Origin of the sequence: Sinosporangium siamense (assembly GCF_016863435.1) — a bacterium.
Taxonomy (GTDB): domain Bacteria; phylum Actinomycetota; class Actinomycetes; order Streptosporangiales; family Streptosporangiaceae; genus Sinosporangium; species Sinosporangium siamense.
The window spans coordinates 59,648-82,839 of the sequence record NZ_BOOW01000055.1; the positions used below are offsets into that span (position 1 = coordinate 59,648).

General features: G+C 66.3%; 22 protein-coding genes and 1 pseudogene. 10 read left to right on the top strand and 13 right to left on the bottom strand.

Features of this window, described 5'->3' with window-relative positions; genetic code table 11:
• The first annotated feature begins 25 nt into the window (after positions 1 to 25).
• A complete protein-coding gene (trxA, locus tag Ssi02_RS36150) occupies positions 26 to 349 on the top strand; it encodes a thioredoxin (RefSeq protein WP_275410796.1) in 324 nt (107 codons plus the stop codon).
• A 346-nt stretch (positions 350 to 695) separates the two neighbouring features.
• On the opposite strand, the gene Ssi02_RS36155 is transcribed toward trxA, so the two are convergent.
• Positions 696 to 1,313 (bottom strand): GNAT family N-acetyltransferase, encoded by a 618-nt coding sequence (locus tag Ssi02_RS36155; protein ID WP_204032605.1) that lies wholly within the window; start codon positions 1,311 to 1,313, stop codon positions 696 to 698.
• A 232-nt stretch (positions 1,314 to 1,545) separates the two neighbouring features.
• On the opposite strand from Ssi02_RS36155, the gene Ssi02_RS36160 reads away from it, so the two are divergent.
• The 4 genes from Ssi02_RS36160 (at position 1,546) to Ssi02_RS36175 (ending at position 6,056) form a co-directional block, all read left to right on the top strand.
• Complete coding sequence (locus Ssi02_RS36160; protein WP_204032656.1) at positions 1,546 to 2,844, top strand: aminotransferase-like domain-containing protein; 1,299 nt, start codon at positions 1,546 to 1,548, stop codon at positions 2,842 to 2,844.
• A gap of 74 nt (positions 2,845 to 2,918) precedes the next feature.
• Positions 2,919 to 3,869 carry a D-alanine--D-alanine ligase family protein gene (locus tag Ssi02_RS36165; protein ID WP_204032607.1) on the top strand — a complete coding sequence of 317 codons (951 nt, stop codon included), beginning with the start codon at positions 2,919 to 2,921 and terminating at the stop codon, positions 3,867 to 3,869.
• Positions 3,870 to 4,098: 229 nt separating this feature from the next.
• Positions 4,099 to 4,680, top strand: coding sequence for a histidine phosphatase family protein (locus tag Ssi02_RS36170; protein ID WP_204032609.1), 582 nt, complete (start codon positions 4,099 to 4,101; stop codon positions 4,678 to 4,680).
• Between the two features lie 308 nt (positions 4,681 to 4,988).
• Complete coding sequence (locus Ssi02_RS36175; protein ID WP_204032612.1) at positions 4,989 to 6,056, top strand: threonine aldolase family protein; 1,068 nt, start codon at positions 4,989 to 4,991, stop codon at positions 6,054 to 6,056.
• An 84-nt stretch (positions 6,057 to 6,140) separates the two neighbouring features.
• On the opposite strand, the gene Ssi02_RS36180 is transcribed toward Ssi02_RS36175, so the two are convergent.
• Positions 6,141 to 6,923, bottom strand: coding sequence for a nucleotidyltransferase domain-containing protein (locus tag Ssi02_RS36180; RefSeq protein ID WP_204032615.1), 783 nt, complete (start codon positions 6,921 to 6,923; stop codon positions 6,141 to 6,143).
• Positions 6,924 to 7,208: 285 nt separating this feature from the next.
• The gene (locus tag Ssi02_RS36185) at positions 7,209 to 7,685 is read right to left on the bottom strand and encodes a DUF6326 family protein (RefSeq protein WP_204032617.1); all 477 of its coding nucleotides are present in this window, start codon (positions 7,683 to 7,685) and stop codon (positions 7,209 to 7,211) included.
• 352 nt (positions 7,686 to 8,037) lie between these two features.
• On the opposite strand from Ssi02_RS36185, the gene Ssi02_RS36190 reads away from it, so the two are divergent.
• Positions 8,038 to 8,727: a TetR/AcrR family transcriptional regulator gene (locus tag Ssi02_RS36190; RefSeq protein WP_204032620.1), complete on the top strand. Its 690-nt coding sequence runs from the start codon at positions 8,038 to 8,040 to the stop codon at positions 8,725 to 8,727.
• A gap of 9 nt (positions 8,728 to 8,736) precedes the next feature.
• Positions 8,737 to 8,931 (top strand): hypothetical protein, encoded by a 195-nt coding sequence (locus Ssi02_RS36195; protein WP_204032622.1) that lies wholly within the window; start codon positions 8,737 to 8,739, stop codon positions 8,929 to 8,931.
• Positions 8,932 to 9,266: 335 nt separating this feature from the next.
• Here Ssi02_RS36195 and Ssi02_RS36200 read toward each other — a convergent pair whose 3' ends face one another.
• From Ssi02_RS36200 to Ssi02_RS39535, 9 genes are all read right to left on the bottom strand, one after another.
• Positions 9,267 to 10,238: a ParB/RepB/Spo0J family partition protein gene (locus tag Ssi02_RS36200; RefSeq protein ID WP_204032624.1), complete on the bottom strand. Its 972-nt coding sequence runs from the start codon at positions 10,236 to 10,238 to the stop codon at positions 9,267 to 9,269.
• A gap of 521 nt (positions 10,239 to 10,759) precedes the next feature.
• Complete coding sequence (locus Ssi02_RS36205; protein ID WP_204032627.1) at positions 10,760 to 11,701, bottom strand: ParA family protein; 942 nt, start codon at positions 11,699 to 11,701, stop codon at positions 10,760 to 10,762.
• Between the two features lie 176 nt (positions 11,702 to 11,877).
• Positions 11,878 to 12,576: a 16S rRNA (guanine(527)-N(7))-methyltransferase RsmG gene (gene rsmG / locus Ssi02_RS36210; protein WP_204032630.1), complete on the bottom strand. Its 699-nt coding sequence runs from the start codon at positions 12,574 to 12,576 to the stop codon at positions 11,878 to 11,880.
• Positions 12,577 to 12,817: 241 nt separating this feature from the next.
• Entirely contained in the window at positions 12,818 to 13,333 is a 516-nt protein-coding gene (locus tag Ssi02_RS36215; protein ID WP_204032632.1) for a Jag family protein, read from the bottom strand.
• Between the two features lie 24 nt (positions 13,334 to 13,357).
• Positions 13,358 to 14,311 (bottom strand): membrane protein insertase YidC, encoded by a 954-nt coding sequence (gene yidC / locus Ssi02_RS36220; RefSeq protein ID WP_204032634.1) that lies wholly within the window; start codon positions 14,309 to 14,311, stop codon positions 13,358 to 13,360.
• A 4-nt stretch (positions 14,312 to 14,315) separates the two neighbouring features.
• Positions 14,316 to 14,591: a membrane protein insertion efficiency factor YidD gene (yidD, locus tag Ssi02_RS36225; protein ID WP_204032637.1), complete on the bottom strand. Its 276-nt coding sequence runs from the start codon at positions 14,589 to 14,591 to the stop codon at positions 14,316 to 14,318.
• Positions 14,588 to 14,947: a ribonuclease P protein component gene (gene rnpA, locus Ssi02_RS36230; RefSeq protein WP_239130319.1), complete on the bottom strand. Its 360-nt coding sequence runs from the start codon at positions 14,945 to 14,947 to the stop codon at positions 14,588 to 14,590. Before rnpA ends, yidD begins: the two co-directional genes overlap by 4 nt.
• 126 nt (positions 14,948 to 15,073) lie before the next feature.
• A complete protein-coding gene (gene rpmH / locus Ssi02_RS36235; protein ID WP_130345073.1) occupies positions 15,074 to 15,211 on the bottom strand; it encodes a 50S ribosomal protein L34 in 138 nt (45 codons plus the stop codon).
• A gap of 732 nt (positions 15,212 to 15,943) precedes the next feature.
• Positions 15,944 to 16,078, bottom strand: coding sequence for a hypothetical protein (locus tag Ssi02_RS39535; RefSeq protein ID WP_275410797.1), 135 nt, complete (start codon positions 16,076 to 16,078; stop codon positions 15,944 to 15,946).
• A 468-nt stretch (positions 16,079 to 16,546) separates the two neighbouring features.
• On the opposite strand from Ssi02_RS39535, the gene dnaA reads away from it, so the two are divergent.
• Complete coding sequence (gene dnaA / locus Ssi02_RS36240; protein WP_204032641.1) at positions 16,547 to 18,310, top strand: chromosomal replication initiator protein DnaA; 1,764 nt, start codon at positions 16,547 to 16,549, stop codon at positions 18,308 to 18,310.
• A 367-nt stretch (positions 18,311 to 18,677) separates the two neighbouring features.
• On the opposite strand, the gene Ssi02_RS36245 is transcribed toward dnaA, so the two are convergent.
• The gene (locus Ssi02_RS36245) at positions 18,678 to 18,902 is read right to left on the bottom strand and encodes a hypothetical protein (protein ID WP_204032643.1); all 225 of its coding nucleotides are present in this window, start codon (positions 18,900 to 18,902) and stop codon (positions 18,678 to 18,680) included.
• Positions 18,903 to 19,112: 210 nt separating this feature from the next.
• Between Ssi02_RS36245 and Ssi02_RS36250 the strand changes: the two are divergent.
• Positions 19,113 to 19,214, top strand: a pseudogene (locus tag Ssi02_RS36250) (Hsp70 family protein); the annotation flags it as partial.
• A 2,713-nt stretch (positions 19,215 to 21,927) separates the two neighbouring features.
• Positions 21,928 to 23,067, top strand: coding sequence for a DNA polymerase III subunit beta (dnaN, locus tag Ssi02_RS36255; protein ID WP_204032645.1), 1,140 nt, complete (start codon positions 21,928 to 21,930; stop codon positions 23,065 to 23,067).
• Positions 23,068 to 23,192: the final 125 nt, after the last annotated feature.

Consider the following 23,192-nt stretch of genomic DNA (forward strand, 5'->3'; position numbering starts at 1 on the left):
ACCAAGCCAATCAGAGGAGAACACCGTGGGCGAAATCAAGGTCGTGACCGATAAGACGTTCAACGCCGAGGTGCTGCAGAGCGACAAGCCGGTTCTTGTCGACTTCTGGGCTGAATGGTGCGGTCCGTGCCGTCAGGTGGCGCCGGTCCTGGAGGAGATCTCGCGCGAGCAGGCCGACAAGCTGACCATCGTGAAGCTCAATGTCGACGAAAACCCGCAGACGGCGCGTGATTTCGGTGTGCTCCAACTGCCGACGCTGAACGTCTACAAGGGTGGAGAGGTCGTCAAGCAGATTATCGGTGCTAAGCCGAAGGCCATGCTGCTTCGCGAGCTTGAGGGCATCATCTAGTCCGTCCAGGTGGCAGAGCCCCGCCGGACGCAGCGCATCGGACGGCCCGCTGGCTGGGCCGGTCGCGGTGGCGGGCGCCGGCTGGGCACTCCACGCGGGCGGGCCGGACACGCCCCCTGCGGCGTCAGCCGTACCACCGCTCCTTTCGGGCGGCACCCCACCCCAACGAGAAGCCCCCTTACCGGCCGGTAAGGGGGCTTCTGGTCGTTTACCCGCTCGTGCTTATTTACCTGGTTCTGGTCATTTGCCCCATGCGTCACATGGCTTCATCAGGCACACATAGCTCCCTAAGGGGCTGAGAGCCCCCCAGGCGGGACACAGAGCCCTCTCTCGACTCGCGGGACCCCTAGACGGGACGCAGAGCCCTCTCTGGGCTCATGGAGCCCAGCAAACGCTCCAGGGCCACCTCGACGTCCTCACGCCACGAGATGGCGGTCTTCAACTCCAGGCGCAGCCGGGGGAAGCGCAGATGGGGGCGGACAGTCTTGAAGCCCACCGAAAGCAAATATTCAGCGGGGATCATGCAGTGGGGCTGCTCCCACTTCAGATCACCGAATGCCTCGATCGCCCGCACGCCCCGGCGCGTAAGGTCCTTGGCGACCCCCTGGACCAGCATGCGGCCGAGCCCGCCGCCGGAGAACTCGGGGATGATGTGCGCGGTGGTCAGCAACACCGCGTCGGCGCTCACCGGCGAGGTCGGGAAGGCCACCGAGCGCGGGAGGTAGAGCGGGGGCGCATAGAGCACAAACCCTGCCGCGACCCCATCGACATAGGCGATCTTCCCGCAACTCCCCCATTCCAGGAGTGTCGCGGAGATCCACGCTTCCTTCTCCAGGCCGGGGTCACCCATCTCAGCCGCGCGATCGCCGCTGACGGGGTCCAACTCCCAGAAGACGCACCGCCTGCACCGGCGCGGCAGATCGTCAAGATTGTCCAGAGTGACGTTGGCCAGCCGACGCGACAACTTGCAGGCCCCAATCGTGACAAAGGGTCTTTGCGGAAAACCGTGCGAATACGGCCTCCCCAGTCTGGCATCGTAGCTCAGTGACAGCGGCGCAGCAGGTGCTGTGCCGGGTGCGTTGGGCATCGACTTCGCCAAGGGGCGGACAAAACGCATGAACGATGCTGACGTACCCTGTTTTTCAAGCGACTGACCTAGGAGGTGGACCGTGACGCAAGAGTCGGATCACGGTCGGATGCCCGCGACGCAAGGTTCGCGCATTGACGCCTACGTCGATCGGTATGCCGCACGAGCTACCGGGATGGTCGCATCCGAGATCCGAGCTCTTTTCTCCGTCGCATCGAGGCCCGAGGTGGTCTCGCTCGCCGGCGGCATGCCGTACGTCACGGCCCTTCCCCTCGACGTGGTCGGCGAACTCGTCTCCGACCTGGTAGCCAAGCGTGGCCCCGTCGCGCTGCAATACGGCAGCGGCCAGGGCGATCCGCATCTGCGGGAGCAGATCTGCGAGGTCATGCGCCTGGAGGGCATCGAGTCCGGGCCGGACGACGTCGTGGTCACCGTCGGTTCGCAGCAGGCGCTCGACCTGATCACCCGGATCTTCATCGACCCCGGGGACGTGGTCCTCGCCGAGGGGCCCTCTTATGTGGGGGCGTTGGGCACTTTTAGCGCCTACCAGGCAAAAGTCGTGCATATCGCCATGGACGATGAGGGAATCATTCCCGAATCCCTCGCACAAACCATCTACGCTCTCCAGACCGCGGGTAGCCGGATTAAGTTCCTTTACACCGTTCCCACCTTCCAGAATCCGGCAGGTGTGACGCTCAGCGTGGCGAGGCGCCGGCAGGTGCTGGAGATCTGCCAGCGTGCCGGGATCTTGATCATCGAGGACAATCCATACGGCCTGCTCGGCTTCGACGGCGACCCCATGCGGGCGCTGCGCGCCGACAACGCCGACGGGGTCGTCTACCTCGGTTCCTTCTCCAAGACGCTGGCCCCGGGCTTCCGGGTGGGCTGGGCGCTCGCGCCGCACGCGATCAGGGAGAAACTCGTGCTGGCCATGGAGTCGGCCGTGCTCTCCCACTCGTCGTTCACCCAGCTCGCGGTGGGGCAATACCTCGCGACACAGCCGTGGCGGGAGCAGATTAAAACTTTCCGCGAGCTTTATCGTGAGCGCCGCGACGCCCTACTCGACGCACTTGAGGCGGTTATGCCCGCCGGGTGCACCTGGACCCGCCCAAGAGGCGGGTTCTTCGTGTGGATGACCTTGCCCGAGGGGCTTGACTCCAAGGCGATCCTCCCCCGTGCGGTCTCCGAACGGGTGGCTTTTGTGCCCGGCACCGGATTCTTCACGGATGGTGGGGGCGCAAGGCATATGCGATTGTCCTACTGTTATCCGGAGCCCGACCGCATTCGGGAAGGCGTCCGCCGTCTCGCCCGAGTGATCGAGCAGGAAATGCGGCTCCGCGACACGTTCGGCACCAGCTCGGCCCCCGACCACGGCGGCGTCGACACACCGGGACCGGACCTCGCCTGAGATGCTGTACGGCTGACGCCTTCCCACGTGGGAAGGCGTCAGCCGCTCGCATTTGTCTGAGAGAGAGGTCCCCTATGAGCGATCTCGGCCACGTGCTCGTCCTGGCCGGCGGGCTGTCCTACGAGCGTGAGGTCTCACTGCGCTCGGGCCGCCGGGTCAGCGAAGTGCTCCGCGCCGCCGGGGTCGATGTGGAGACGCGTGACACCGATGCAGGCCTCGTGCCCTCGGTGCTGGCCGATCCACCCGACGCGGTCTTTGTGACCTTGCACGGAGGTTCCGGGGAGGACGGGGCCATCCGGTCGGTGCTGGAGTTGCTGGAGTTGCCTTATGTGGGCGCCGGGCCGGATGCGTGCAGAGTGGCCTTCGACAAGCCTACGGCGAAGTCCGTGGTGCGCTCTGTGGGCTTGCGGACGCCGGACTCGGTGACCTTGCCTAAGGAGACATTTCACGACCTGGGGGCCTCTGCCGTACTCACACGGATTGTGGAGCGGTTGGGGCTGCCGCTCTTCGTCAAGCCCGCTCGTGGCGGCTCCGCCCTGGGCGCCTCCATGGTGCGCACCGCCGAGGACCTGCCCGCGTCCATGGTCGGCTGCTTCGCTTATGGGGATACGGCGCTCATTGAGCGCTACATCGACGGGGTGGAGGTCTCCGTCTCCGTCGTCGACCTCGGCGACGGGCCCATCGCCCTTCCCCCGGTGGAGATCGTCGCCGACGGCGGGGCATACGACTACGCGGCTCGCTATACGGCTGGGCGCACCGAGTTCTTCGCTCCCGCGAGGCTCAGCCCGGAAACCATCGCCGCCTGCGAGGCCACGGCTGTCATCGCACACACGGCCCTTGGGTTGCGGGACATCTCCCGCACCGACCTCATCGTGGACGCTTCGGGAGAATGCCACTTCCTGGAGGTCAACGTCGCGCCTGGGATGACGGAGACGTCCCTGTTCCCGATGGCGGTCGAATCTGCGGGGCGCGACTTCGGCTCCCTCTGCCGCGGCCTCCTCACCGTCGCGGCCAACCGCGGCTAACGCTCTTTGGTATTTGTGGCGGTTGGATGTGCGGGGACGTTCGATCCGGCCGGCGGGGGTGCGGTAGCTCAGGCTGTCCGTGTGCGCCGGGTGGCCAAAGCTCCGATGTTGCCGGCCGCCCGGTGCTCGCATCCCCAGTGAGAAGTGCCTCCGCCGGCGCGGACGCGCCCTCATCGCCGAGGCAGCATGACTCGGTCCGTTCTGCAGACCTGCCCCTAGGAGGCCTGGGATGACGGTGGAAATCATCTACGAGACCCACGCCACCACCACGGACAACGAGGCCGGCATCTCCACCGGCCGGCTTCCGGGCCGCCTCTCGGCGCAGGGACGCCGCGAAGCCCGTGAACTCGGCGAACGGCGCCGGGGCCAGGACATCGCAGCCGTGTTCAGCTCCGACCTTTACCGCTCCGTCGAGACCGCCAGGATCGCCTTCCCCGACGGCCGGCCTCCGCTTCATCTGGACACCCGTCTGCGTGAATGCGACTACGGGGAGTTCAACGGCCGGCCGTCCGAGCTCGTCGCCGCCCGGCGTGCCCGGCACCTCGAAGACCCCTTTCCCGGTGGGCAGAGCTACCTACAGGTTGTTGCCGCCACTGACACCTTCCTCCAAGACCTGGCCCGGGACTGGGACGGCAGGCGAATCCTGCTGATCGCCCACACGGCCAACCAATGGGCGCTGGACTATCTGCTCTCCGGGGCTTCCCTTCTAGACCTGCTCAAAGCCCCGTTCACCTGGCAACCGGGCTGGACCTACATGCTGCCCTCCGGCTGGGGCGGCCAACCCGGCGAACCTTCTCGGCCACAGCACTAGCGGCGGTCGACCGCGACGGCGATGTCGCCGCCGTCGAATCCTTGGGCACATTGCCCCGTGCTGACGTTGAGGGCCGGCGGAAGGCGGCCGCGGCTGAGACCGCCCGGCGGAAGCCGGCTGCCTCATTTCAGAGCCGACTGTCCCATGCCAGGGCCGACGAGGGCAGGCCACGGGTTGTGGAGGCCCGCCGCCGGGCGGGAGCGGATGGCGGTGACGAGCCGGCAATGTTTCACGTGAAACATCGAGGGACGGCCGCCACACGGGACAGCGCCGGTCGCCGTGGATCACGGAGCCCGTACCCTGGCGCAATGCGCAACGACTTCCCTCCTGTGCAGGACTTCGCGAGTGACAACCACGCGGGCGTGCATCCACTGATCATGGCGGCGCTCGCCGAGGCCAACACAGGACGCGCCCCGGCGTACGGTGCCGACGGCTGGACCGCCGCCTTCAACGAGCGGGTGAAGGCGCAGTTCGGCCCCACAGCCGAAGGGTTCCCCGTGTTCAACGGCGCCGGAGCTAACCTGGTCGGTCTCGCCTCCACGCTGGGACGTTACGACGCGGTCATCTGCCCCGCCACCGCCCACATCGCCACCCACGAGACCGGCGCGGCCGAGCGGCTACTCGGCGTCAAACTCCTCACCGCGCATACGCCCCAGGGCAAACTAACCCCCGCCGACATCACCGCCCACCTTGGTGGTCTCGGCAGCCACCTCGAACCCCAGCCCAAAGTCGTCTCGATCTCACAGATCACCGAACTCGGCACCTGCTATACCCCGGAAGAGATCGCCGCTCTCGCCTCCACCGCACACGCACACGGCCTTCTCCTCCACATGGACGGCGCCCGCCTCGCCAACGCCGCCGCCCACCTCGGCACCGGCCTCCGCGCCTTCACCACCGACGCCGGTGTGGACATCCTGAGCTTCGGCGGCACCAAGAACGGCGCACTGGGCGCGGAGGCCGTCATCGTCCTGCGCCCCGATCTCACATCAAGCCTTCCCTACCTCCGGCGGCAGTCCCTCCAGCTCGCCTCCAAAATGCGCTTCGTCTCAGCCCAGCTGACCGCCCTCCTCACCGACAACCTCTGGCACACCAACGCCGCCCACTCCAACGCCATGGCCAACCGCCTGGCCGCCGGGGTGTCCGGCCTTCCAGGGCTTTCGATCGTCTACCCGGTGGAGTCCAACGCCGTCTTCGCTTCGCTCCCCCAGGCGGCCATCTCGGCGTTGCAGGAACGCTTTCGCTTTCACGTCACCGACCCCGCGGGGCCGGTCGTTCGGTGGATGACCTCTTTTGACACCACGACGGAGGACGTCGACCAGTTCATCTCTGCCATCGGGGACACGCTCAAGGGCAATGTTTCACGTGAAACACTCTGACCTCGAGCCTCCGTTCGCCCTGCAACCCGATACCGGAGAGGGCAGCCCGTAGATAGTTTCCGCGGAGAGTACGACGCAGTCGGGTCAGCGTTGCTCCAACACCATGGCCATGTAGGCCAGGAGGTCGGCCCGGCGGTGGAATGGGTTGCGATAGAGCGGCGGCCCGCCACACCTGAGCCGCAACGCCTCACGGACAATCCGGTGCCAGCGCTCATCGAACACCTTCAACGCGTAGTCCCCCGCGGCGCTCTTCGACGTCACCTCGCCCACTGCCAGCGTGTGCAGAAGCCGCGTCACACCAAGAGCTCCCCACGTCGTCAGATAGCCGCTGAGCACAGACACCCCCCACACCGACGCCAACGAAGAGCTACGCTCGACCCACCGCGTCCAGTAGCCCTCCAGGTTCTCGCGCGTACGGCGCTCCAAGGTGTCCCAGTCCGTGTAGACCCCGAGCTCATCAATCGCCGGTCCCCGTACGGCGACGCCTCCCTGAGCGAGCACATGCCACGTCACCAGGTGCCGCTCATCCCGGCTTGCCTCCCGGAACCGTCTCATCCCCACACTCGGCCCGGCCGGCGACTGCTCGGGATCGCGCCGTAGGTCATCCCAGGTGACGTACAGGCCGTCGAAGTACGGCTTCGCATGGCGGGCCTTCAACTCGGCGTGGACCTTGCGAAGCAGCTGCGGATCGGGCAACTCGCTGACCACCGCGACAAAGTCGATGTCGCTCTTCCCTTGCCGGTAGTCGCCGAGCGCGATGGACCCCTGAAGGTAGAGTCCCTCCACCACGCCCGGCAGATAGCGGTCGGCCAACTCAAGGTAAGCCGCGCAGACTCGCTCAGGAACCTCATCCAGAGTCTTCGCCATGCGGGCAGCCTAACCACCGCCGTTGGACGTCCGCGTGCGATGTTTCACGTGAAACATCGCCCCGGCCCCCTGAGAGTGCGTCAAGCCAGCTAATGCCCCTTTCGCCGTTGCGGTTGGTTGGATGAGGTCTGCTGGTCGGTCAGCCACCGTTCGGCCTACAGGCACGGCTGGCGCGGACACAGGACCGCTCGTGAGCAGCTTCTCTGCGTATGCCGCGACTGAGCTGGTCACGGTCGGCCCGGTGTCCGCGGCGGCGGGCTTCGCGCCGTAGGGCTTTACACGGACCTACTGTCGAAGGTCGGTCGTCGCGAGACCGGCTGGGACGGCTGAGGTTCGAGGCCATGTCCAGGCGGAGCGCAGGATGAAGGCCAGGAGCAGCACCTCGATTCCGATGGAGAGGCCGTAGAAGGGGGCCCACTCCCAGGACTCCCCTACCGCGTTGAACACTGAGTAGGGGATGTAGAGCGATGCAACGACGAGGTTCGTGGCGCGGTTCACCCGGGCGGGCAGCGTGATGGAGAGCATCACCATCAGGATCGGGATCGCCACGGACGCAGTGAAAATGGTCAACAACATCGGGCTGATGTCGAATTCAAAGACGACGCCAGCCAGGATGTCGTTGACGGCGCCAGGCTTGTAGAGGTGGAAGTAGTCGACGTAGATGTAGAGGAACATGAAGCTGGTCCATGCGGCGGCGAGCTTGGCCTGCACGGGGATCGGCGGGTTGTCGAGCAGGTTCGGGTTCTTCGTTCGGATGGTCATCGGTTCTTCTTTCGAGAGGAGCGATCCGTCCGCCGGAGTGGCGGCAGGTTGGGGCGTGCATACGCACGGGTTGGGTCGTTCTCGTCGGTCCGGTCGTCAGGCGGGGACGACGACCTCGGACGACTCGAGCACTGAGGGCGGCCCGCATCGTCGGCGCCCCGGCCGGACTCCCCCTGCACCAGGCGTGCTCCGGCATTCGATCACTGTTCGATTCCCACAGAAGCCTCCTCACGTCCGAGCTACGACTCTCGCCGGTTCGTACACCGTACTTCGTACGCTGTACCAATAGTAGTACGCTGTACCATGACCGTACGCTGGACGATTGTCAAGCCGGAGGGAGCGAGGAGACCCGTTGTCTGCAAGGGAACGACGCCAGGTCGCGTCAGATGCGGGGCTGAGCAAGAAGCGGGTGGTGGTCGAGGCGGTACGGCTCGCCGACCGAGAGGGGGTCGGCGAGCTGAGCATGCGCCAGCTGGCTCGCGCGCTCGGCGCGGGCGCGATGTCGCTCTACTACTACGTAGCGAGCAAGGAGGACTTGCTGGACGCCATGATCGACTTCGTGTTCGAGGAGATCGAGCTCCCGCCTGAAGAGACCGACTGGCAGTCAGCGATGCGACGGCGGGCGGTATCCGCCCGACAGGTTCTCGCACGCCACCCGTGGGCGATCGGCCTGATGGAGTCGCGGACATCGCCGGGGCCCGCGAACCTCCGCCACCGCGAAGCGGTCACCGCCTGCCTGCGGAGGGCCGGCTTCACGGTCATGATGGCGACGCACGCCAACTGGTTGCTCGACAGCTATGTCTACGGTTTCGCCCTGCAGGAATCCAGCCTGCCGTTCGACACCGCCGATGAGTTCGCGGACATCGCCGAGGGCGTCTTCCTGCCCCAGCTTCCTCCTGACGAGTTCCCCTACCTCAACGAGTCTGCCGCGGTGCTCGCCGCTGCCGGCTACGACCCGGCGGAGGAGTTCACCTTCGGCCTCGACCTCGTCCTAGCCGCCCTCGAACCCCTGAGAGCGCCTCACGTGAGCCTCCATCCGTGATGTGATTATGTGATCGTGTGGATCCAGCAGATCCTCACCGTCTTCGGCGAGACCGGCGGCTCGCTGCGCGCCCGCGACCTGGCTCTGGCGTTGGACCTGCCCCTGACGCCCAACGACATCCAGAACGCCCGCGTTAAACTCAAACGCCTGACCAGCCGCGGCATCCTCATCGAAACCGAGCCCGGCTCGTTCACTCAGCCGTGACGACAGACCGAGCGGCGACCGATCGACCAGCAGACCTCATCCCCCCACCCCTTAGGTTCCAGGGATCGCTGCAACGCCTGATCTGTTCAGGGGGTGGGCGCTCGCCTCGCACGATGTTTCACGTGAAACATCGCCCCGTGCAGCGCTCCTCCCGCCGGTCCCCCGGAACCCCGGAACCCCGGAATCCCGGAATCCCGGAATCCCGGAATCCCGGAATCCCCGGCGACTGTCCCCAGCCGATGTTTCACGTGAAACCTTGGCCCTCCCAAACAAGCAGCGCCGCGATGTTTCGCGTGAAACATCGCGGCGCCAGCACGAGCGTCGCACCGCCAGTGCTATTCGTCCATGTCGTGCATGGACGAGATGGCCTCCGGGGCCATCGTGGCGATAATGCGCTCAAGGTCGTCGATGCTGGCGAACTCCACCACGATGCGCCCCTTCTGCCGCCCCATGTCGACCTTCACCTTGGTCTCGAAGCGGTCGGACAGGTGGTCGGCAAGGTTGCGTAGCGCGGGGGCGGGGGTCTTGCGGGTGGCGCGTTCGCGGGTGGGGGCGCTGCCCGCGTGGGCGTCGCCGACGGCGACGATCTCCTCGACGGTGCGCACGGAGAGGCCCTCGGCGACGATGCGCCGGGCGAGGTGCTCCTGAAGGTGGGGGTCCTCCAGCGCGCACAGCGCTCGGGCGTGTCCGGCGCTGATCACCCCGGCCGCCACCCGCTTCTGCACCTCGGGCGGCAGTTTCAGCAGGCGCAGCATGTTGGTGACGTGTGACCGGGACCGGCTGACGCGAAGGGCGAGTTGTTCGTGGGTGGCGCCGAAGTCGTCGAGGAGTTGCTGGTAGGCGGCCGCCTCCTCCAGGGGGTTGAGCTGCTCCCGCTGGAGGTTCTCGATGAGGGCTTCCCTGAGCATCTCATCGTCTTGGGTGCTGCGGATGATGGCGGGGATGTGGGTGAGGCCGGCGCGGTTGGAGGCTCGCCAGCGGCGCTCCCCCATAATGAGCTCGTATTTCCCGCCGGCGATGGCGCGCACCACAATCGGCTGGAGAAGGCCGATCTCCTTGATCGAAGAGGTGAGCTCCTCTAGCCGCTCGCTGTCGAAGGCTTTACGGGGCTGCCGGGGGTTGGGCTCGATCTCTTCGAGCAGGATCTCCTGGAAGTAGGCTCCGGGCACCGGTCGCGGAGCGATTTCCACGAGCGTATTGGCGGCGGGAGGGGCGCTGGGAAGCACCGTTTCGGGGTCTGGAGCGATGGGCTTGGGCGGTATGAGCGCCCCGAGTCCCCTGCCAAGTCCACGCCGCTGCTGGCTCAATGCGTCTCCTACGTTCACCCGGCCGCTTCCGGTCACACCAAGCAGAGATTACCGCCGCAGGCGCCGCTCGGTAGCTGAGCATCCGCCGACGGTATACACAAATCAGGGCAAGCCTTCCGGCCTCCCTTGATCTCTCCTGTCGCCCAACAGGTCAAGAGCAGCCCTCACCCCCGAATGGCGGTCCCGCTCACGTGTGCTTCCACTCAGACGTGGCGAGAGCGGCGCTTGGTCAGGCGTGTTCACAGGTCCGAGGGCTATCCCATGTCGGTCCAGAGGTTCTCGATCATAGGGCCGCAACCTTGGAAAGTTAACGATCACCTGTCAGAACGCAGCGGCGAAAGCACGTGTTCACCGACAAGCACCCACATCCAACACCCAACGATCCCCACATGACGGATCAATGGCGTGGCCCCGCGAATCCCACGCCGACGAAACGGGCGCACCGCCGCCCATGACTCCACGATCGACGCCACGGTACGGCGGTGCCGTACAGATCAGGCGGTACGGCGGTGCCGTACGGATCAGACCGCCGGAGCGGCCCGGTGAGCGAGTTCACGAGCGGCGTCGACGTAGGCCATGGCGCCACTCGACCCGGGATCGTACGTGATGACCGACTGGCCATAACTCGGCGCCTCGGACACACGAACGCTCCGCGGAATGACTGTGCTGATGACGGTGTCCTTGAAATGCGACCGCACCTCCTCGGCCACCTGCGAAGCCAACCGGGTGCGCCCGTCGAACATCGTGAGCAAAATCGTCGACAAGTTTAGCCGTGGACTGAGGTGGGCCTTGACCAGGTCGACGTTGCGGAGAAGCTGGCCGAGGCCCTCCAACGCGTAATACTCACACTGGATCGGGATGAGCAACTCATCCGCGGCCACAAGAGCGTTGACTGTGAGCAGGCCAAGCGACGGCGGGCAATCGATGATGATGTAGTCGAAAGAGATCGTGTCCAGCGCATTGATGGCCCTGGCGAGCCGGGATTCGCGGGCGACCAGCGAGACGAGCTCGATCTCGGCGCCGGCGAGGTCGATGGTAGCGGGAGCACACCACAGGCCCGGCATGTCAGGCACTTCTTTAATGATCTCAGCCATCGGCCGATCTTCCACGAGCACCTGGTAAACGTCGGGAATGTCCCCCCGATGCTCGATCGCCAGAGCCGTGGAGGCGTTCCCCTGCGGGTCGAGGTCGATGACCAGCACCCGCAGGCCGTGCATCGACAGGGCGGCGGCCAGGTTGACCGAGGTCGTGGTCTTGCCTACGCCGCCCTTCTGGTTGGCGACGGCGATGATGCGGCACTTCGGCGGACGCGGCCAGTCACCGTCACGGGCTTCCCTGGAATCCCCCACCGCACGCGCGGACGTCTTCGTCTGAGCCGGGGCCGATGTTTCACGTGAAACCACTGAACTGAGTGCCTCTCGTACCAGCGGCGAATCGCCGGGGTTAAGGGGGGTCTGGGTCACGGGGGTCGTCCTTTCAGCCGGACCACGAGTGTCCGGCGCGGCCGGGCCAGGGGGAGCCGGCGCGGCAGAGCGCTCATGGGGAGCGGTCGGCCAGCCGAGGCCGGAGGGCCGTTCGCGGGACACGGCGACGCTGACCCCGGGCCATCCGAGGCCGCTTGCCGTACCCGACACCACTGTCACCTCTTTCGTCGGCGGCGCGACGCCTTGTGGTCTCGCTCGGGCGCGCGGCCTGCGACCACCCGAACCAGAGTTGCAGGCGGCTCGACCTTACCGTGCCCGACTGAGACAAGCTCTGCCGTTTGCACCCCACTGGCACGCAATTGCCCTTGTGCCTCGGCCAGTTCCTCGGTGGCGCGCTCACCCTTCATCGCCAGGAGCTCTCCCCCTTCACGCAGCAGCGGCAACGCCCAGGAGAGCAACCGGTCGAGCGGAGCGACCGCCCGTGCGGAGGCGACGTCGAAATATCGTTTGCCGACGAGATCCTCCGCCCGCCCGCGCAACACCTCGACGTTGTCCAGTTTGAGCTCTTCGACGCATTCGCTGAGGAACACCGTACGGCGAAGCAGTGGTTCAAGCAGTGTGACCGTGATGTCCGGCCGCACGATCGCCAGGACGAGTCCCGGCAGGCCCGCACCGGAGCCGATGTCCACAAGTTTGACCTTAGGTGCCAGCACCTCGGCGACCACCGCGCAGTTGAGCAAGTGGCGGTCCCAGATGCGTGGCACCTCACGTGGGCCGAGCAGCCCTCTGACCACTCCCGGGCCGGCCAGCAGTTCGGCAAACACCTGTGCCTTCGCCCACGCATCCCCGGTGAAAACCTCACGCGCCACGTCCGGTGCTTCGGGCAGTTCTTCTCGCTCCGCGTTATCCGCCATCACTCACTCGACTTGACAACCCGTGGTGACGTGGAATGCACCACGTGACCGTGTCCATACGAGTTCTAAGGCTAACGGGCGACATGCCGTGGCCGTACGAGGCTCGGCCAGCGCGCCTCACCGTCACACCTCATGTGACACGAGAAACCACGATTTTTCATGATCAAGCCCGGGAAACGAGAGAAGCCCGCTCATCGCTGAGCGGGCTTCCGCCGTACATCACGGTGGTGCGTCACATACGTCACACCGGGAGGACCACCACAAAACGTCGGGGTTCCTCGCCTTCCGACTCCGACCGCAGTCCCGCCGCGGCGACGGCGTCGTGCACGACCTTGCGCTCGAAGGGGGTCATCGGCTGGAGCGCGTGCGGCTCGCCGGTGCGCTTCACGTCCTCGGAGATCTTCGTGCCGAGTTTGCTCAACTCACTCCGGCGGTGCTCCCGGTAACCCGCGACGTCGAGCATCAACCGGCAGCGCTCCCCCGTCTGCCGGTGCACGGCGAGGCGCGTCAACTCCTGAAGCGCCTCCAGCACCTCCCCGTTCGGGCCGACGAGGTCGATCCCCTTCACACCGACTACCGACACGACGGCGCGGTCACCCTCGACGTCCATGTCGATATCACCGTCGATGTCGGCGATATCCAGGAGACCCTCGATGTAGTCCGCTGCGATCTCGCCCTCCTGCTCCAGGGCGGCAAGGTCGGGAACGGTCTTTACGGTCTCCTGCTCGGCCTCGGTCACGTCCGGCCTCTCCTTCATGCTGTCGGGTCGAGAGACCCGGGGCTACGACTTCTTGCTGCCCGTGCGCTTGCTACGGGTCTGCCGAGTGGGCTGCTGCCTGACCATCTTCGGCTTCGGCTCCGGCTCGGGTGCGGGCTCGGGCTCCTTGTTGCCCTTAAGCACCTTGCTCAACAGGCCAGCCTTGGGCTGGACCGGGATCACCCGCCCCTTCTCATCGAACTGGGGCATCGGGTGACGGCTGTAGAACCAGTGCTGCTGGCCAAGGGTCCATACGTTGGTCGTGACCCAGTAGAGGATCAGGCCAAGCGGGAAGTTAAGGCTGAAGATGGCAAACAACGGCGAGAGATACATGAGGATCTTCTGCTGCTGAGCCATCGGGTTGTCCGGCATCTGCTGAATCGAGCGGGTCACGCTCTGCCGGACGGTGAGGAAGGTCGTCAACGAGCTGATCGCCACGAAGATGGCGAGCACGATCTTGGTCGTGACCGGGGTCGCGTTCAGCGCCTCGATGTCGGAGCCGCTCATGAAGAACGTTGCCGGGATGGGCGCGCCGAAGATGTGCGCCGCACGCGCGCTGTTGACCAGCTCCTGCGTCATGCCGAACTTGACCTGGCCGTGGGCCATGGCGTTCAGCACGGTGAACATCGAGATGAAGATCGGGAACTGCGCCAGAATTGGCAGACAGCCGCCCAGGGGGTTGGCGCCGGCCGTCTGGTACAGACGCATGACCTCTTGGTTCATGCGCTGCTTGTCGTTCTTGTAGCGCTTTCGGATCTCTTGGACCTTTGGCGCCAGCTCCTGCATCTTCTTCGACGAGCGCATCTGCTTGAGGAAGAGGGGGAAGATCAGCAGACGCATGAGCACGGTCAGCGTGATGATGGTCAACGCCCAGTTAAGGCCGCTGTCCTCCGCAAGGAAGGTGCTATAGCCCTGGTGGATCCAGGTGATGACTTGCGCGACGGCTGTATAAAGCCAGTTCAGCCAGGACAGCTCCACTGAGCTAGCTCCCTTGCTTATCGTGAGACCGGACCGGGCGTGAGGGCACCGGGTCGAAACCTCCGGGATGGAAAGGGTGGCAACGCCCGATTCTCCGGATCGTCAACCATGATCCGCGCAGTGGGCCGTATACGGCTATCGCCTCAAGCCCATAGGCACTGCACGAAGGGTAGAAGCGGCAGCGTGGACCTAGCAACGGGCTGATGAAGGCCCGGTAGAACCGAATCGGCCCCATCAGGACCCGTGCTCCGAGCCCTGCTCTGTGCTGCGCCTCCGTCATCGTTGTCCATCCCTCGGGGCCTGTGGACCAGACCCTCGCCGCCTGAGTAAACGATTCAGCGCGACATCGAGTTCGGCGGCGAGGCGCTCGCTTCGCGCGGACGCGGCCGGTGGATTGGCGCGTACTACAAGCAGGCTACCTCTCGGAAGCTGTTCTAGACGGTCGCGCATCAGGTGACGGAGCCGACGTTTGACCTTGTTTCTCTCCACAGCACCACCGACGGCACGGCTCACCACAAACCCCACCAGCGGCGGTAGATCAACGTCATCGCGGAGCCGCAAATGCGCCACAAGGGTAGGGCGACCCACCCGGCCGCCCTTGCGGACCGCGGCCGAGAAATCCTCCCCGCGACGCATGCGGGATCCGCGCGGTAGCACGAGTGGACCTTCTCAGAAGGAATCAGGGTGGGTACGGCTATCGCCCGCCGGGAGAGACCCCGGCGGGCGACGACCGATGAAAACTGACCCGGTGACGGCAGGCCGTCAGGCGGACAGGCTCGCGCGGCCCTTGCGCCGACGAGCGGCCAGGATCGCGCGGCCGGCACGGGTGCGCATGCGCAGCCGGAAGCCGTGGGTCTTCGCGCGGCGGCGGTTGTTCGGCTGGAAAGTACGCTTGCTCACGAGTGGGCTCCAGGCTTCAGGGCGCGCCTTGGGATTCAAGACGCCGTAGACTCACGGGGCTGGCTTGCCAGGCCCGCGAGGGCATGCGGAAGCACCGCCGCGTGACAAGCCGACCGTCGTACGTTACGGGGCACACGTGCTTTAGGTCAAACCAGACGCCGATCTTCGCGGCGCTCCACCGACCGTTTTTGTGACTTGCGTCCCGGCTTTGCGGCTTGCATGCCGGCTTTGCGGTTTGAGTGCTGGGCCGGGACGCCGGCGTGGGTGGGTGTGTTGTCCGTCACCGTATCGTCGCCCGTCACCGTATCCGGACCGGCACACTCCGCCGCCGTCGACACACGGGGCTTCCGCAGCCGGCGGCACACCGCGCTCCCGCCGCTGTCAGCACACGGGGGGTCCCGCAGCCGGCGGCACTGGCTGAGAGCTCACTTGTGAGGCCTCATCGCGACCGCCTTCCCGGCGTGCACCCCAGGGTGCTCTTCCGGGCTGCTCCCGGGTGGTCGGCCGGGGTGGTCGGCCGGGGTGGTCGTGAGGTCGGTGGGGTGGTCGGCGGGGTGGCGCTGACCGGTGGTCGGCGGGGTGGCGCTGACCGGTGGTCGGCGGGGTGGCGCTGACCGGTGGTCGGCGGCCTGGCCGGCGCCGATGTCGCGGGCCTGCGGCCGGTTAGGCGGCTCTCCTTCCCCGCGCCCCGCCCGTCGCGCCCGGTCGCATCCATGAAGCTCTCAGGGCCGCCTACGCCCATGATGAGCGGCTTGCGAGCCTGTTTCCGGCGAGGAACCGGCCGTCGATCCCGCTCACGGCGAGGAAGCGGCCGTCCACGACGTCACCCCTCGGCAACGTCGAATGGGCAAGGCCCACGAAACCCATGTTTTTATCCACAGACCCCACCAGTGCGGGGCTTCCTCTCCCCCACCTCCCCATCGGTCTCACGAACTCCCCCGCCGTCCAATCGGATCTGAGGGACACCTAGGCTGCCGGAGGCACACTTATCCACGTTTCCACAGGCGAGTTATCTACAGGCGCGTCGCCATCCACAGGATGTGCACGTGGGGCGCCTGATGCTGCCCTAGGCTGTGGACAACGGCTTGAACGCGCTTGTGCATACGACTAACCTCAGCCCTCCGGACCTTTCCCTCTGCCAGCGGAATGTGCCGAAAGCTGTGCGCGACAGGCTGTGTACAACTTGTGGATGAACTGTGGATCTCCAAAGGGGATCACGTCCTGGTCGGCCTGTGGACATGAGGGTTCGCGCCCCTGTCGAGCAATGCGGCCGGGACCGGCAGCTGTGGATAAACGATCGCGGGGGGCCGCGGTATGGAGGAAGGTGGCCGAGCCATGGATGGAGCCGAACTCGGCGCCGTATGGGCACGCGCCCGCGAGAACTTCCTCGACGACAACGTCCCAGCCCAGCAGCGCGCCTGGCTCGCGCTGACGAGGCCGTTCGGCCTGGTGAACGACACCGTCGTGCTCGCCGCGCCCAACGACTTCGCCAAGGACGTGCTGGAGAGCAAGCTTCGCCCACTCATCGCCCACGCCCTGTCCCAGGAATTCGGCCACCCCATGCGCGTGGCCGTCATGGTCGACCCGATGGCAGGCGCCGACGAGGGCTCGGGCACCCGGCAGGAGTCTTATCCCCAGAATCCACAGCCGAATTATCCCCAGGCTGGGGACAACTCGCCGAACTACTCACAGGCGGCATCTTCCCAGCTCAGGCAGGGTTCTGTGGGGCAGCAGCCCTATCATCCCCAGGCTGCTCCCCCACAGTTGTCCACAGATTATCCACAGGCTCAACCACAGCGTCCCTTCCCCTACGACAGCGGGAAGCAGCCGTTCCTCAACGAGAGCTTCACCGAGCCCTCGCCCACCGGTCCGATGCGTCCGGGGCAGCCGAACAACTTCGCGCCTCCGCCGTACATCGAGTCCCCTCAGCAATATGGCGAGGCCACGCGCGGCGGTGCCCAGGACAGCGACGCCTTCGACCGTCCCGCCGCCCCCCAGCCGCAGCCGCCCCAGCCGCAAAACCGCTGGGACGGGCGGAGCAGCTCCACGCGGCAGGGCGAGCCGGGCAGGCTGAACCCGAAATACACCTTTGACACCTTCGTCATCGGATCGAGCAACCGTTTCGCCCACGCCGCCGCCGTCGCGGTCGCCGAGGCGCCGGCGAAGGCGTACAACCCGCTGTTCATCTACGGCGACTCGGGGCTGGGGAAGACCCACCTGCTGCACGCGATCGGCCATTACGCGCAGAGCCTCTACGACGGTGCCCGGGTGCGTTATGTGAGCTCTGAGGAGTTCACGAATGACTTCATCAACTCCATCCGCGACCACAAGGCCGACGGCTTCCGCAGCCGTTACCGGGCGGTGGACATCCTGCTGGTGGACGACATCCAGTTCCTGGAGGGCAAAGAGCAGACGCAGGAGGAGTTTTTCCACACCTTCAACACTCTGCACAACGCCAACAAGCAGATCGTGATCTCCAGTGACCGGGCGCCCAAGCAGCTCAGCACGCTGGAGGACCGTCTCCGAAACCGCTTCGAGTGGGGCCTGATCACCGACGTCCAGCCGCCCGAGCTGGAGACCAGGATCGCGATCCTCCGCAAGAAGGCCATCCAGGAGGGCCTGGCCGCCCCGCCCGAGGTGCTCGAATACATCGCGAGCCGCATCTCCACCAACATCCGCGAGCTGGAGGGGGCCCTGATCCGGGTCACCGCATATGCGAACCTCCAGCGGCAGTCGGTCGACCTGCAGCTGACCGAGTTCGTGCTCAAGGACCTCATCACCGAGGACGCCGACTCCGAGATCACCGTCGCCACGATCATGGCGCAGACGGCGGCCTACTTCGGGATCTCCATTGACGACCTGTGCGGCGGCTCCCGGTCGCGGGTGCTGGTGACGTCGCGGCAGATCGCGATGTACCTCTGCCGCGAGTTGACGGACATGTCCCTCCCCAAGATCGGCCAGCAGTTCGGCGGCCGCGACCACACGACAGTCATGCACGCCGACCGCAAGATCCGCTCCCTCATGGCCGAACGCCGCTCGATCTTCAACCAGGTGAACGAACTCACCGGCCGCATCAAGCAGCACTCCCGCACAGTGTGACCACCACAGTGACCGGCCCAGGTGGCCCGGCCGGCCCGGGTGACCGGCCGGACAGTTGCACGGCCACAGCACGGCCGGAGCTGCCAGCCGGGGTGGCGGGCCGGGCCAGCAGGTCGGCTGTTCGGCTGCACAGCGGCTGACTAGCGCGGCCACCCCGCATGGCCGCCCCGGCCATGCGGGGTGGCCAGCCGGGGTCGCGAGCCGACTGCACGACTGGCCGCATGGCATGACCTCCGGCAGGTCGACCGGTTACACGGCATGACCACCGGCAGATCGGTGATCGTGGAGCGGCCGAGGGCGGCTCTCTTGCCGGACGACTCCTCTGCGCACGAGGACGTCCAGGCCGCCCGGGAGGCATGGTCTCGATCTAGGTGTGGGTCACGCAGACTGTGGCCGCGCCGAGGCGCTCCTCAGGGCGGTTCCGGCCCGCCGTTCCGGTCGGCCCGCAGGCCGACCGGAGCATGCTGATCGTGCTTGACAACGCCGCGACCATCTCGCAGGTCCGCCTGCTTCTGCCGGGAAACTCCGGATGTCTCGCAGTGGTGACGAGCCGCGACGACAGCAGTTCGTCGAAGCCAGTGGTGACGCTCATCGCCAGGGCGAAGACACTTGCAAACAGCTGACGTCTTCCTCACCTGGGAGGGCGTCAGCCGTACAGCATCTCAGGCGAGGTCCGGTCCGCGGTGTTGTCGCTCAGCCAGTTCGAGACCGAGGAGCGTCAGCCCTACAGCATCTCAGGCGAGGTCCGGTCCCGGTGTGTCGATGCCGCCGTGATCGGGGACCGGGCACTTGTGAAGTCGGCCTCGGTGGCGGGACCTTCGACGTGAGCATCCTGAACATCGGCGACGGGGTCGGCGAGGTGCGGTCGGCCGCCGGCGACACCCATCTGGGCGGCGACGACTTCGGCCCGCCCGGCACTTGCTCGGCGTGTGCTGAGAAGCACTTCCTCGGCGAGGTGCTGAGCAGACGTCCCTGGCCCCCGGCAGGCCACCTATATGCCGCCGGGTGCGCCGATCAGCCCGCACGCCCCAAACGTTGTGCGGTGCGTGCGCAGCGCCCCGCGGAAGCTCCAGGGGCGACCGTGGGGCCTGTGAACCGCAGCGTGGCCGGAGTGCGCAACGATCCGGGGGCGCGCCCAGGAGATCCTCCAAGGCCCCTTCTCCCCGCAGGGGACAGTACGGTGCTTGCTCCTCCCGTGAGCCGGAAGGTAAGCGGTGCCGAAGCTGGGGCGACGGTACGGCGGAGCCCTACGGGATGGTTGCTCCCCCACCGTGCGCAGGATGGTCGACGGGAGACATCCCGCCCACGGTTGCCACCGCAACCACCGGGCACCCCGTCGGGCGGACCCTGCCGGGCGGACCCCGCCGACGGACCGCGCGTCGGCGTCCAACGCACCCGCCCAGCAACCCAAACAGCCACGCGACACACCCGCGCCCCGACACCCTTGCCTGCCCCACACCCGCCACAACAATTGGGGCCGCCGACCCGGCGCGAGATGCTGCCCGGTCGACGGCGGCGAAGCGGGGGACGGTACGGCGGAGCCTTACGGAAGAGGTACTCCCACCGTGCACCGGGTGGCAGGCGGAAGCGGAATGGGGGCGACGGTACGGGGCGCGGAACGTTGACGGCGGTACGGTCGTGATCTATGGGAGGGTTGCTCCCCTGATCTTGCGGTTGGTTTCGGGGGGATACGTCCCACTCGATACACAGCCTGTGGATAACGCTGTGGATCACTGGGGAAAACCGGACCTCTCCGGTTGCTGCCCTCTGTCGCGATCACGCGGTTGACCTGTGAATTGAGCCGTTGTCGGCCGTGGCGGGAGATCGTCTCCACAGGTGTGGTGGCGAGTGGGAAACACGGTGGAAAGCGGGGTGATGACGGGGGTGTGAGGGCTTGCCCGGTCCGCCCGAAGCGCCCTTCGGCTTGGCCCCCTCAGGCCTCCGCACTTTCCCCGGTGATCCGCCTATGGTTCACCAGACGACTATCAACACCCTGTGGGTAACTCGGTGGATAACCTGTGGAGAAGTTGTGGATATGTTGTGGACGCGCTGTGGAGGGCCTGTGTACGGTCACTGAAACCGACAAAACGGACGCCCAAAACCTGGGGATAACCTGTGGAAATCCTGTGGAGAAGTGGGGGGTCGACGGTGGATGACGGACCCACTTTCTGTGGATGCGCTGTGTGTAATTTTTGACCGTCCACAGAGCGCCGAGTTACCCACAGCGGTTACCCACAGTGACAGTGGATGACGCAACGCTTAATGACCTGGGAAAACGCTGGTTTTCCACAGTATCCACAGCCCCTACGGTGATGACTTCACATGTCTCTAAGAGGGGGCTCAAAAGCAAAAGTAGCGCTCCGCTCGTTCGCGAGCTCAGGTGGGTGAACGCTCAAGCAAAACCCGGAGCAGCGAGGGGATGGTGTGCTCTGTGCACAGCTACACCCGCAATGTGGATACTTCCCCGTCGAATCGCTTTTCACCCCTCTCCAGGGTGAGGATCTTCGCGCCACCACCACGGTGCCGGCCCTCACCACCTTCCCCGATGGTGCACCACGTCTCCGACATTTCCGTCGTCGCAGGTCAGATGGTCGAGCCGCCGATGCCCAGTCGACGCGCAGGGAGTCGGGATCGACCGGCCATCCTCGGAGGCCGGCTCCCCCGCGGCGGGAAACGCGCCCGGGCAGGTAGTACTGGTGGGTCGGCAGCTGCGGCCGGATGAGCCGGCTCAGGGATGCGGCATGGGGTAAGCGGGCTTCTGCCGTACAAGCCGTCCGGCTCCCCCGCCTTCGCAGCGCCGGACTTCGGAGCCTTGGCTGTCCCGATGCCTGGGCACCTCAGCCCGCGTTCCTCGCCCGGTCATCCCCAATGTGGTTCTCCGGACGTGGAAAACCCGGCAGTCGTTGGTGTGACATGTCGTGTCCGTGGCCTTCGGGGCATACTTTTTCCACAGGCTGTGCAAAAAGTCGCGACAATGTGCCGAATACCAGCACCAACTCCGAAGACGGCACCGGCTCTAGAAAAAATGTCCACACCTCGTTGTCCACGCCTGTGGACCGATACCTCCGGAATGCCCGGCCGCCGGTACGCAACGCACATGCCTACACCCCCCATCGCGAATCGGAGAAACCGGACGGTCGATGGAGGAGTCCGGCCGGCTGTGCGCTGTGCCGTACGCACCCCTTCGCCGCGAACCGTGGGCCGCGAATGGCGGTGAACAATCCAGCGCCGGGCGTCGGCTGCGAAATCTGGTGAGCATCGGACACACAGGTCGGCGTGGACGGCACCGCACCTCGCATGCCTTATCCACAACCAAGCCCTATATCCACAGAAGACCCATCCGAGGCATACCCATCGTGCAGGTCTGGCGCTGATCAGGCCGGACATCTGGCATCCTTGGGCATCCGGTCACCCACGGGACACGGTCTGCCGGGAAGCCGCCGGAAAGCCTGGACAAGCAAGCCCGTCGGTCCGGCGAGATGAGCCGGTGAGTGCGACCATAGGTGGGCGGGTGCGTGCCGCCCGGCCACGCGACAGCCAAAGAGAGCGGCCGACACGCGGTGGCCGCGACAAATGCGATCACAGGCACAAAGCGATTCATCAGGAGGCGGATCAACGTGATGTTCAGGGTCGACCGGGACGTGCTCGCCGAGGCGGTCGCATGGACGGCACGCAGCCTTCCCGCACGTCCTTCGGTGCCGGTGCTCGCGGGCATGAGACTTGAGGTCACGGCCGAGCAGCGGCTCAAGTTGTCGGGGTTCGACTACGAGGTGTCCGCCGAGGTCACGCTTGAGCTGCAGAGCGGCGAGCCGGGTGTGGTCCTGGTGTCTGGCAAGCTGCTCGCCGAGATCACGCGTGCGCTTCCCGCACACCCTGTGGACGTCGTCGTGGACGGCGCGAAGGCCGTGGTCACCTGTGGCAGCGCCCGGTTCACACTGCTCACGATGCCTGTGGAGGACTACCCGTCGCTGCCGACGATGCCTCCCGCCGCGGGCCGGGCGGGCAGCGACGTGTTCGCCTCGGCGGTCGCCCAGGTGGCCGTGGCGGCGGGCAAGGACGAGACGCTTCCGATGCTCACCGGTGTGCGCATGGAGATCGAGGGCGACACGGTGACGCTCGCGGCGACCGACCGCTACCGCCTCGCCGTCCGCGAGCTGAAGTGGCAGCCCGAGCAGGCCGACATCTCGGCGATCGCGATGATCCCCGGCCGCACGCTCAACGACACCGCCAAGGCGCTCGGGTCGACCGGCGCCGAGGTCGAGATCGCGTTGAGCTCCACGGGCGGCACCGGCGAGGGCATGATCGGGTTCACGAGCGCGGGGCGGCGCACCACGACGCGGCTGCTTGACCCGGAGTTCCCGAAATATCGGTCGTTGCTGCCGACGGAGTTCTCCGCGCGGGCCGACCTGCCGACCGCGCCGTTCGTCGAGGCGGTCAAGCGTGTCGCCCTGGTGGCCGAGCGCAACACGCCGGTGCGGCTGGCGTTCCGCGGCGGCGAGGTCGTGCTTGAGGCGGGCAGCGGCGACGAGGCCCAGGCGGTCGAGGTGCTCCCGGTCGACTTCGACGGCGACGAGATCAACATCGCCTTCAACCACCAGTTCCTGCTGGAGGGCCTCGGGGCGATCGACTCCGACGTCGCCCGGCTCAACTTCACGACGGCGACCAAGCCCGCCATCCTCACCGGTGGAAAACCTGTGGATGACGACGGGCCGCACGACTACCGCTACTTGATCATGCCCATCCGCCTGTCGAGCTGATCGGGCCCTTTGGGCCGGTTGGACCACCTTTTGGGCTCATCGAGCTGATCTGGCCGCTTGGGTTCTTGGGCTGGTCGCGCCACTCGGGCTTGCCGGGTCGATCTGGTTCTTCGGCTGGTCAGGTT

Bases quoted from the DNA above. Each gene is read 5' to 3' on its own strand.
- Ssi02_RS36160 (WP_204032656.1), top strand. From the start codon at position 1,546: ATGCCCGCGACGCAAGGTTCGCGCATTGACGCCTACGTCGATCGGTAT.
- Ssi02_RS36165 (WP_204032607.1), top strand. From the start codon at position 2,919: ATGAGCGATCTCGGCCACGTGCTCGTCCTGGCCGGCGGGCTGTCCTAC.
- Ssi02_RS36170 (WP_204032609.1), top strand. From the start codon at position 4,099: ATGACGGTGGAAATCATCTACGAGACCCACGCCACCACCACGGACAAC.
- Ssi02_RS36175 (WP_204032612.1), top strand. From the start codon at position 4,989: ATGCGCAACGACTTCCCTCCTGTGCAGGACTTCGCGAGTGACAACCAC.
- Ssi02_RS36180 (WP_204032615.1), bottom strand. From the start codon at position 6,923: ATGGCGAAGACTCTGGATGAGGTTCCTGAGCGAGTCTGCGCGGCTTAC.
- Ssi02_RS36185 (WP_204032617.1), bottom strand. From the start codon at position 7,685: ATGACCATCCGAACGAAGAACCCGAACCTGCTCGACAACCCGCCGATC.
- rsmG (WP_204032630.1), bottom strand. From the start codon at position 12,576: ATGGCGGATAACGCGGAGCGAGAAGAACTGCCCGAAGCACCGGACGTG.
- Ssi02_RS36215 (WP_204032632.1), bottom strand. From the start codon at position 13,333: ATGAAGGAGAGGCCGGACGTGACCGAGGCCGAGCAGGAGACCGTAAAG.
- yidD (WP_204032637.1), bottom strand. From the start codon at position 14,591: ATGACGGAGGCGCAGCACAGAGCAGGGCTCGGAGCACGGGTCCTGATG.
- rnpA (WP_239130319.1), bottom strand. From the start codon at position 14,947: ATGCGTCGCGGGGAGGATTTCTCGGCCGCGGTCCGCAAGGGCGGCCGG.
- Ssi02_RS39535 (WP_275410797.1), bottom strand. From the start codon at position 16,078: ATGGGTTTCGTGGGCCTTGCCCATTCGACGTTGCCGAGGGGTGACGTC.
- dnaA (WP_204032641.1), top strand. From the start codon at position 16,547: ATGGATGGAGCCGAACTCGGCGCCGTATGGGCACGCGCCCGCGAGAAC.
- Ssi02_RS36245 (WP_204032643.1), bottom strand. From the start codon at position 18,902: ATGAGCGTCACCACTGGCTTCGACGAACTGCTGTCGTCGCGGCTCGTC.